This is a genomic window from Streptomyces sp. NPDC059718 (assembly GCF_042733315.1).
GTDB lineage: Bacteria > Actinomycetota > Actinomycetes > Streptomycetales > Streptomycetaceae > Actinacidiphila.
The window spans coordinates 1-8,862 of the sequence record NZ_JBHWGA010000103.1; the positions used below are offsets into that span (position 1 = coordinate 1).

Sequence of the window (8,862 nt, forward strand, 5' to 3'; positions counted from 1 at the left end):
TCAGCCCCCAACACGGCAGTTCACCCCTACCACCGGCCTACGACCAACCCGACCCGCCGTCAACCCACACCACCACCGGATTTAACGAACTACCGTTACGTTGTTGGTGGGTTGATTCCGGTCACTCGTAGGATCGGGAGACCCAGGGATGCTGGGTGTGGCTGTCAATCTCATGCCGTACGAGTGGCTTCTACTGATTGGCCGCCCGGCGTCCCGCGACGACTCGGCCACTGATTGGGATACGCGCGGCACGATCGCTTGGTAAGGACACGCTGGCGAGGTCGTCTGCCGGAACCGGATCTGGAGCGACTTCGGAGGTGGCCGTGCCTGAGCTGTGGGCCGGTACGGATGCGGGCAAGACCGAGCACCACTGCATGGTGATCGACGCCGAGGGCAAGCGCAGGCTGTCGCGGCGGGTGGCCAATGACGAGGCCGTGTTGCTGGAACTGATCGCGGATGTCCTTGCGCTGAGTGAGGGGGATCCAGTGACCTGGGCGATCGATCTCAATGCCGGCGGGGCCGCGCTGATGATCGCCCTGCTGACCGACAACGGACAGCAGGTTCTCTACATCCCCGGCCGGACCGTCCACCATGCCGCCGGCTCGTACCGCGGAGACGGGAAGAGCGATGCGAAGGACGCGTTCATCATCGCGGACCAGTCCCGCATGCGCCGCGATCTGCAGACCATGCACCGCGGTGACGGCATCGCCGTCGACCTGCGCATCCTCACCTCGCGTCGGCTCGACCTTGCCGCGGACCGCACGAGGGCGATCAACCGGATGCGAGCACGGCTGCTGGAGTACTTCCCTGCCCTGGAACGGGCCTTCGACTACAGCACTTCCAAAGCGTCCCTGGTGCTGCTGACCGGCTACCAGACACCAGCCGCCCTGCAACGCATCGGCAAGAACCGCCTTGCGACCTGGCTGAAGAACCGCAAGGTCCGCAACCACCAGCTCGTCGCAGCCACCGCCGTTGCCGCCGCCGATGCCCAGCACACCGCCGTCCCCGGGGAGAAGCTGGGGGCGGCGGTGGTCGCCAGGCTCGCGAGGGAGGTGATGGCCCTTGACGAGGAGATCGCCGAGACCGACGCCCTGATCGAGCGCCGATTTCGCGACCACCCATACGCCGAAATCATTCTGAGCATGCCCGGCCTCGGGCCCGTCTTAGGTGCCGAGTTCATTGCTCACACCGGCGGAGACATGAACGTGTTCGGCAGCCCCGACCGCCTCGCCGGTGTCGCCGGCCTGGCGCCCGTCCCCAAAGACTCCGGACGGATCAGCGGCAACATGCACCGCCCCCGCCGCTACTGCCGCCGTCTGATGCGGGTCTTCTACATGTCCGCCCAGGTCGCCGCCCGGTGCTGCCCCACCTCGAAGGCGTTCTACGACCGAAAACGAGCCGAGAAGAAGACCCACAAGCAGGCCATCATCGCCCTCGCCCGCCGCCGTCTCAACGTCCTAATTCCCCTGTAAGGAGCTCACCGGCCCTCACCGGTCGGTGAGGTAGTTCGAACGGGTTGTGACGCCTGCACTCCATCGGGCCGTCCAGGTCTCCGACGAGCACGGCTGCGCAACCCAGCTGGCGGGTGGTGGTCCGCTGAGTTCCGGTGGATACCTCTCAACGTCACGGCCAAGATGCCTTCCCATAGAGCAGTGCCATCCGGTGCTCTCGTGGCCGCCATCCACCCAGCGCTGACGCTGCTGGCGGTTGTGTGGGCTCCGGACGCACGCCTTCTTTCAGCCCGGCCATGATGTCTCCGCCAAGATCGGCGGCATTCGGCGCCTTCACAACCACCAGCGGCGTCAACACCGTTTGCCTGATCACTCGTTGGAGTCGGTGGTGCGAGCCCGTCGCACGGTGATCTCTTGCATTCCCCGAGCCGTCCGAGCTCTGGGAACAGACCGGGACCCGTGCGGTGAGCTGGTACCACGAACGGCTTGTGAGGTGTCGGCCCGTCCTTGATCGAGGCCTGGAATTAGGTCGCTGCGTGGCCCCGCATGCGCTCGTGACCAGTGTAAACACCCGCACTTCGGGGAGGGAAAGTTGATCTACTGCGGCATCGACTGGGCCGAGAAGACGCACGACGTCGCCCTGGTCGACGACGACGGCACGCTCCTGGCCAAACGCCACATCACCGACGACGCGGCCGGCTACAAGATCCTGCTGGATCTGCTCGCCGAGCACGGCGACACCGCGGACAACCCGATCCCGGTCTCCATCGAGACCTCCCGCGGCCTGCTCGTCGCCGTGCTACGGACCGGGAAGCGCCAGGTCTACGCCATCAACCCGATGGCCGCCGCACGCTACCGCGACCGCCACGCGGTCACACGGAAGAAGTCCGACCCCGGCGACGCCCTCGTCCTGGCGAACATCCTCCGTACCGATATGCACGCCCACCGGCCGTTGCCCCAGGACAGCGATCTCGCCCGCGCCATCGCCGTCCTCGCCCGCGCCCAGCAGGACGCCGTCTGGAACCGGCAGCAGCTCGCCAACCAGCTCCGCTCGCTCCTGCGCGAGTACTTCCCCGCCGCCCTCGACGCCTACCTGCACTGGCAGAACGGCCTCTGTCGCCCCGAGACCCGCATCCTGCTGGAACTCGCCCCCACGCCCTCGCGGGCGGCCCGCCTGTCGCTCGCGCAACTACGCTCGGCGCTCAAGCGCGCCGGCCGTCAGCGCCGGATCGACACCGACGCCGAGCGCATCCGCGCACCATCCGCCACTGGTCGAGGACGCGCTCGGCAAGCAGCTGCTCGCTCTGCTGCGGCAGCTCGACGCCGCCTGCACGGCCGCTGACCAGCTCGCCCAGGCGGTGGAAGAGGCTTTCGCTCAGCATCCGGACGCCGAGATCATCCTAAGCCTCCCCGGGCTCGGCACCCAGCTCGGCGCCCGGATCCTCGCTGAGATCGGGGACGACCACGCCCGCTTCACAACTGCCCGCGGCATGAAGGCCTACGCCGGTGCATCCCCCATCACCAGGGCGTCCGGCAAGAAGTCCAGCATCACCAGACGCTGCGTGAAGAACGACCGGCTCAACCACGCCGGCTACCTGTGGGCCTTCGCCTCACTGACCCAATCACCGGGCGGAAAAGCCCACTACGACCGCCGCCGCGAGGCCGGGGACTGGCACGCCGCCGCTCAGAGAAACCTCTTCAACAAAATGATCGGCCAGCTCTACCACTGCCTCCAGAAGCACATCCTGTTCGACGAGAACCTCGCCTTCCCCACACAACTTCTCGAAGCCGCTTGACGACTTAGCTCCGTGAGGTGTCTATGGGCACTTCTGCGCGACAGTCGCCCCTTCGAGAGCAGCCCACCACTCCCCGTTGCCACCATTGATTGAGGGAACTGCAGCCAGTCACGATCCAGGCGTTGACAACCACATTGGGAATCAGTAGTGCTGCTCCGCAGATAGGCGGCGCGCGAGGTACCCGGGCAGCGAGGCGGGCACAGATCTCCGTGATCGACTGACCCGCTCTGGGACCAATTCGCTGCGCTGCTGCCTGAGCGCCCGACGGTCGATCCGTCCCACCCGCTGGGTTGCCACCGGCCCCGCATCACCGACCGGATCGTGTTCCACAAGCTGCTGCAGCTACTGCGATTCGGCTGCTCCTACCAGGCGATTGCCGACACGACCTGCTCGGCGACCACCATCCGCAACCGCCGCGACGAGTGCATCCGGCTCGGCCTCTTCGCCCAGTTCAAGCAGATCGCGCTGGAGGGCACTATCACGTTGGCTGGCGGTGTGAGATGTTCTTCGGGTTGATCATGCTCGGGAGGGGATCGCGCGTGGTGAGCATGCCGCCGTCGTACGGGGGTCACCGGTACCCGGTGGGGGTCATCTCCCACTGCGTGTGGGTGTACTTCCGGTTCCCGCTCAGCTTCCGTGAGGTCGAGGAGCTGATGCTCGAGCGCGGCGTGATCGTCTCCTACGAGACGGTCCGCCGGTGGTGCCGGAAGTTCGGGCAGTCCTACGCCGACGCGCTGCGCCGACGCCGTCCACGCCCTGGCGACAAATGGCATCTGGACGAGGTCTTCATCAAGATCAACGGCGAGCGAAAGTACCTGTGGCGGGCGGTGGACCAGGACGGCAATGTGCTGGACATCCTCGTCCAGAGTCGTCGCGACAAGGCCGCAGCCAGGAGTTTCTTCCGGAAGCTGATGAAGAAGACCCAGTCGGTGCCGAGGGTGATCGTGACCGACAAGCTCCGTTCCTACGGCGCCGCCCACCGCGAGGTCATGCCCTCGGTCGAGCACCGCTCCCACAAGGGGTTGAACAACCGGGCCGAGAACTCCCACCAGCCCACACGGCAGCGCGAACGCGCGATGAAGGGTTTCCGCTCTGTCGGCGGAGCCCAGCGGTTCCTGTCCGCGTTCGGTGGCATCTCACCTCATTTCCGGCCCCCACGCAACCTGATGACCAGCACCGAACACCGCACCGAAATGATCACCCGCTTCACCATCTGGGACCAGACACCGGCGTCGCCGGCCAGCCCGCCGCAGCCTAAACCAGACCCACCACCGAGCCCCACCACACCCTGACACGACCTCAGCCGATCAGCCCCCATCAACGTGACACGGCCCTGCCGGCTCATCGGGCGGTCCAGCCGTGAAGCGTCACGGCGATCTCCTCCACGGTGACCCGGCCGGCCTCCGCGTCGCGGACGAGCGCGGCGGCAACCTTGGGCTGGTAGTCCAGGCGGTAGCCCTGAAGCGTCAGGAATCCGACGGTGCTCACCCATGCGAACTGCAGGTTCGAGTGCTCCAGGCAGGGCAGCCGGGCCAGGGTGTGCATCAGCGCGGCCGCCTTGAGGTGGTCCGAGCCGTACACGCTGCGCTCCATGGCGCTGGCCTGGACGCGGGCCACCGCGGCGTACAGCGGTCCCAGTTCGTGTACCTGCGGGTCGCCATCGATCTGCTCGGCGGCGTGCAGCAGGAACGGCACGTCGATGCGGTGGATCACGCGGCGTTCCCGTGGCCAGCCTCGGCGCCGTCCAGCTCTTCCAGGCGGTAGCGTGCGGCCTGGGCGGCAGCGCGCCGGTCGGTGTCGGGTTGGTCGTCGCCGATCTCGGCGAAGGCCTCGCGGGTGTACTCGGCGGCCTGCCGGGCGGCGTCCAGGAAGACCCGCTCGACGGCCGTGGCGCGCTCGTAGGCGGCGGAGAGCACGTAGTCCTGCATGCTCATGTCGGACGCCTTGGCGGCCGCGGCGATGGCGGCGTACTGCTCGGGGTCGGGGAAGCGAAGGCTCATGGCCTTCTTCTCGGGTGTGGCCTTCTCGGATGCCGTCATGGTGGCAACGATATCACTGGTATCACCCATCCGGGAGGGGCAATCCGGCGGGCCGGCTTGCCAGTCCCGTTTCGCGCCCGGCCGCCGTCTAGTGCTGGATTCTGCTTTCACTGGGTATATGTGCTGTGGCGGGGTGGTTTGTGGCTCGGGGTGGGTGTGTGGGGGTGGTGTTACGGGCACAGCAGAGCCGTGATGCCGGTGAGGAAGCCGTGGTGCGTCGGCTGGCACGAGCGCGCAATGCGCCGAGGGATCTGGTGACGCAGGCCCGGATGGTGGAGCTGAGCTGGGCCGGGATGCGGGTGCCGGCGATCGCGGCCGAGCTGGCCTGCGGCAAGAAGACGGTGCGGCGCTGGTTGCACCGCTTCAACCGGACGGGACTGGCAGGCCTGGAGGATCTGTGAGGTCAGGGCCGCAAACGGCGGCTCCCCGAGGCCGAGCGTTCGAGAATCATTGGCCTGGTCAAGCGCCCGCCGCCGGGACGGCTGACGGTGCAGACCGACGGTGAACTCGCCGCGGAAGACGAGGCAGGGCCGCCTGAGTGGACGCTGGATGCGCTGGCTGAAGTGGCCAAGGCGATGGGGATTACGGTGGGCCGCTCACAGGTCCGCCGGATTCTGCTGGCCGAGGGCGTTCGCTGGCGCCGTACCCGCTCCTGGACGCGGTCGAAGGATCCGGATTTCGAGGGAAAAGGACGCGGATCGTCGAGCTCTACACCTGCCCGTCCGACGGTGCGACGGTCGTCTGCGCCGACGAGCTCGGGCTGGTGATCCCTCGCACCTTCCCGCCGGCGCCGGGCTGGTCGCCGGACGGACACCGGATCAAGAACGAGATCGACTGCAGCCGCGGACCGGAGAAGAGCTGGGTCTACGGCGGCCTGCGGATAGCCGACGGACAGCAGGTCACAATGACCGCCTCCTCCCGCAACAGCGTCTTCTACCAGCAGTTCCTGCAGAAGCTCGAGGACGCCAACCCCAGCGGCGACATCTACGTGGTCACCGGCAACCTCTCCTCCCACAATAGTCTCGCCACCTGGACCTGGCTCGAGGACCACCCGAGGATTCGGCACGTGTTCATCCCCGTCGGTGCCTGCTGGCTCAACCTGCAGGAAGGCTGGTGGCGCATCTTCCGCAAGACCGCCCTTGCCGGGCAGTCTTTCGCCGACCCCGACGAGATCGCGCAGGCCACGCCGCTCCTGACGGCCTACAGCACCTGCTCGCCGGCGCCCGCTGGGACGCGGACGAGATCCGCGACGAGCTCCAGGCCTACGTTGGCGAACGCCTCGGCGAGGACGGCGGAGTCCTGATCATCGATGACACCGGCTTCGTGAAGAAGGGCACCACCTCCGCGGGCGTGCAGCGCCAGCACTCCGGCACCGCCGGGACCTGTATTTCAATTAGAACTCGCGCAGATAGGCGGGCGCTCATGGGCGTCGCTTCGGGCGGTCGTCCTAGCGGTGGGTGGTCCAGGCCCGGCGGATCAGGCTACGGACGGCGATGATCGTGTCTGCGAGGTCGAAGAAGGCGTTGACGGGCGCTCAGGCAGCAGCGCAGCGAATTGGTCCCAGAGCGGGTCAGTCAGCCATGATGGCAGCACGGGCACAGGTCCCCCAGTGATCACAGAGCGTCGCAACTCCATGATCACGGAGATCTGTGCCCGCCTCGCTGCCCGGGTACCTCGCCTGCCTATCTGCGCAGGCTCTTAATCCTCTGCGAGCCCTTAGAAGGTGTTGTTTTTCCGAAGGCGGTAGCTGCGTTTCCGCTGGTCAGGCATGATTTCGGTGGCTCGGCGGCAGGGATGACGCGTCGTGTCATTTCTTCGCGTGGGGTGTCAGATGCCGTCGGTGTTGGGGCTGTTGGAAGAGCGGGAGCGTGCTGCCCGTCAAAGGGTGGAGATCCTGCAGGCCGAACTGCGGGACGCCGAGGCCACGTGGCAGCGGTTCGTGACCGCCCGCGAGACGGTCGGCCAGGTCCTGGCGGAACCGCGCGGACGCGAGAATGTGCCCGCTGCCGCGTCCGACAAACGGCCCGTGCCGGTGGCGGGTGCGGTGCCCGGTTCGGTGGTGCGGGCATGGCGGGCAGGCCTCGACCCGGCGGTGCTGGCGCCGGACTATCGGCGGCTCATGGACATCCTGGCCGGCCTGGACGGGGAGGCGATGGACTGCCGGCAGCTCGCCGCGGCGCTTGGGCTCGCGCCGGTACCGGCGAAGGTCGAGGGCGTGCGGTCGAAAGCCAAGCGCCTGGTCGTGCGGGGCTGGCTGGTCGAAGAGAATCCGGGGATGTTCAGCGTCCCCGCCGGGCGAGCCGGCGGCTCATGACCATGCTCATCGACCAGTGGATCATCGCTTCGGCGCTGTCGGTGCGGGTCTCGTAGTCGCGGGCCAGGCGGCGAGAGCGCATCAGCCACGCGAACGTCCGCTCCACCAGCCACCTTTTGGGCAGCACGGTGAATCCGCGGGTGTCGTCGGTGCGCTTGACCACGGTCAGTGCGATCCGCCAGACAGCGCGGGCGACGTCGACCAGATGCCCGGTGTAACCGCCGTCCGCCCATACGCGCGAGATGCGCCAGTGCCGCTTGCGCAGCCGGGCCAGCAGACCGCCAGCGGCCTCACGGTCGGTCACCGAAGCGGCCGTGACCATCACGGTCAGTAGCAGTCCGAGGGTGTCCACCACGATATGGCGCTTGCGTCCGTTGACCTAATGGGCAGCGGTGGAAGCCGGCGAAGCCTTGACATCACCCAAGCCGTGAGCTCTTGAAGGTAGAGCGGCTCGATGGCTCCCATCCCGCCGGGCAGCGGAAAGTGCTGACTGTACTCGTCGTGGGTTCCCGGGGCCTGGACCCCTTGAATGCAGAGTCGAGCCGACAGCGTCTCCCGCCGCCTCGGTCACGTTGTCGACGGCCGGCGTCAGTACGACGTCCTCCGTTGACCAGGGCACAAGCCCTCAAAGAAGACTGGCGGGCGCTGGCGCTCGCCGTCGGCACCGTGACCGATCACATGATCGGACCGTTGATGGTCGTGGTCCGAGCCGCTCGCAGGGGTCACCTCTGACATGTTCGGGAGCCACCGAGCTCTGCCCGAGACGGAGGGCCGTGCGGGTCGCTGGGGTCACGAACGGCTAATCGGATGACGGGCCATGGAGCCCTGCCATTAGGGAGACGCGTGCCCCGCACGGCTGTGACCAGCCGAAACACGCTAACCAAGCCGAGAGGGCGTGAACCAGTTTGAGTGTGTTCTGCGGCATCGACTGGGCCAGTGACCATCATGACGTCGTCGTGGTCGACGACACAGGCTCCCTGCTGTCCAGAGCGAGGATCACCGACGACGCCGAGGGTCTTGCCCAGCTCATGACGATCCTCGCCGAGCACGGCGACAGCGCCGAGACTCCGATACCGGTGGCCATCGAAACATCCCGTGGCCTGCTGGTCTCCTGCCTGCGAGCCGCCGGCCGCCCGGTCTACGCGATCAACCCGATGGCCGCCGCCCGCTATTGCGTTGACCATGAACGTTGCCGGGGTTGGTTAGGCGGCTTTGGGTCGTGGGCGGCCCCAGCGTTGTTGGCGTTCGCTGCGGATCTTGGC

The 8,862-nt window shown here is 67.2% G+C and carries 7 protein-coding genes and 6 pseudogenes; 9 read left to right on the forward strand and 4 right to left on the reverse strand.

Annotated features, from left to right (window positions below):
- Positions 1–323 precede the first annotated feature (323 nt).
- The 4 genes and pseudogenes from ACFV3E_RS45845 to ACFV3E_RS45860 all read left to right on the forward strand — a co-directional run bounded on the left by ACFV3E_RS45845 (position 324) and on the right by ACFV3E_RS45860 (position 4,539).
- On the forward strand, positions 324–1,472 hold the full coding sequence (locus ACFV3E_RS45845; RefSeq protein ID WP_500542388.1) for an IS110 family RNA-guided transposase: 1,149 nt from the start codon (positions 324–326) through the stop codon (positions 1,470–1,472).
- 571 nt (positions 1,473–2,043) lie between these two features.
- Positions 2,044–3,247: pseudogene (locus ACFV3E_RS45850) on the forward strand (IS110 family RNA-guided transposase).
- Positions 3,248–3,466: 219 nt separating this feature from the next.
- Positions 3,467–3,718: pseudogene (locus tag ACFV3E_RS45855) on the forward strand (transposase); the annotation flags it as partial.
- Positions 3,719–3,795: 77 nt separating this feature from the next.
- A complete protein-coding gene (locus ACFV3E_RS45860; RefSeq protein WP_500542400.1) occupies positions 3,796–4,539 on the forward strand; it encodes an IS6 family transposase in 744 nt (247 codons plus the stop codon).
- Between the two features lie 49 nt (positions 4,540–4,588).
- On the opposite strand, the gene ACFV3E_RS45865 is transcribed toward ACFV3E_RS45860, so the two are convergent.
- Positions 4,589–4,960 carry a fic family toxin-antitoxin system, toxin component gene (locus tag ACFV3E_RS45865; protein ID WP_500542390.1) on the reverse strand — a complete coding sequence of 124 codons (372 nt, stop codon included), beginning with the start codon at positions 4,958–4,960 and terminating at the stop codon, positions 4,589–4,591.
- Positions 4,957–5,286: a hypothetical protein gene (locus ACFV3E_RS45870; RefSeq protein WP_500542392.1), complete on the reverse strand. Its 330-nt coding sequence runs from the start codon at positions 5,284–5,286 to the stop codon at positions 4,957–4,959. Before ACFV3E_RS45870 ends, ACFV3E_RS45865 begins: the two co-directional genes overlap by 4 nt.
- A gap of 158 nt (positions 5,287–5,444) precedes the next feature.
- On the opposite strand from ACFV3E_RS45870, the gene ACFV3E_RS45875 reads away from it, so the two are divergent.
- The 3 genes and pseudogenes from ACFV3E_RS45875 to ACFV3E_RS45885 all read left to right on the forward strand — a co-directional run.
- Positions 5,445–5,687, forward strand: coding sequence for a helix-turn-helix domain-containing protein (locus ACFV3E_RS45875; RefSeq protein ID WP_500542394.1), 243 nt, complete (start codon positions 5,445–5,447; stop codon positions 5,685–5,687).
- A 362-nt stretch (positions 5,688–6,049) separates the two neighbouring features.
- Positions 6,050–6,397: pseudogene (locus ACFV3E_RS45880) on the forward strand (transposase); the annotation flags it as partial.
- A pseudogene (locus tag ACFV3E_RS45885) lies at positions 6,316–6,666 on the forward strand (transposase); the annotation flags it as partial. The pseudogenes ACFV3E_RS45880 and ACFV3E_RS45885, both read left to right, overlap by 82 nt.
- Before the next feature lie 102 nt (positions 6,667–6,768).
- On the opposite strand, the pseudogene ACFV3E_RS45890 reads toward ACFV3E_RS45885, so the two are convergent.
- Positions 6,769–6,885: pseudogene (locus ACFV3E_RS45890) on the reverse strand (IS5/IS1182 family transposase); the annotation flags it as partial.
- A 286-nt stretch (positions 6,886–7,171) separates the two neighbouring features.
- On the opposite strand from ACFV3E_RS45890, the gene ACFV3E_RS45895 reads away from it, so the two are divergent.
- On the forward strand, positions 7,172–7,600 hold the full coding sequence (locus ACFV3E_RS45895) for a hypothetical protein (RefSeq protein ID WP_500542396.1): 429 nt from the start codon (positions 7,172–7,174) through the stop codon (positions 7,598–7,600).
- Here ACFV3E_RS45895 and ACFV3E_RS45900 read toward each other — a convergent pair.
- Positions 7,566–7,964: pseudogene (locus tag ACFV3E_RS45900) on the reverse strand (transposase); the annotation flags it as partial. The gene ACFV3E_RS45895 and the pseudogene ACFV3E_RS45900 sit on opposite strands and share 35 nt — an antisense overlap.
- Positions 7,965–8,505: 541 nt before the next feature.
- Here ACFV3E_RS45900 and ACFV3E_RS45905 point away from each other — a divergent pair.
- A partial coding sequence (locus tag ACFV3E_RS45905; RefSeq protein WP_500542398.1) for an IS110 family transposase occupies positions 8,506–8,862 on the forward strand: 357 nt, incomplete at its 3' end.

Coding starts and splice junctions, on each gene's coding strand:
- ACFV3E_RS45870 (WP_500542392.1), bottom strand. CDS start 5,286: ATGACGGCATCCGAGAAGGCCACACCCGAGAAGAAGGCCATGAGCCTT.
- ACFV3E_RS45860 (WP_500542400.1), top strand. CDS start 3,796: ATGCCGCCGTCGTACGGGGGTCACCGGTACCCGGTGGGGGTCATCTCC.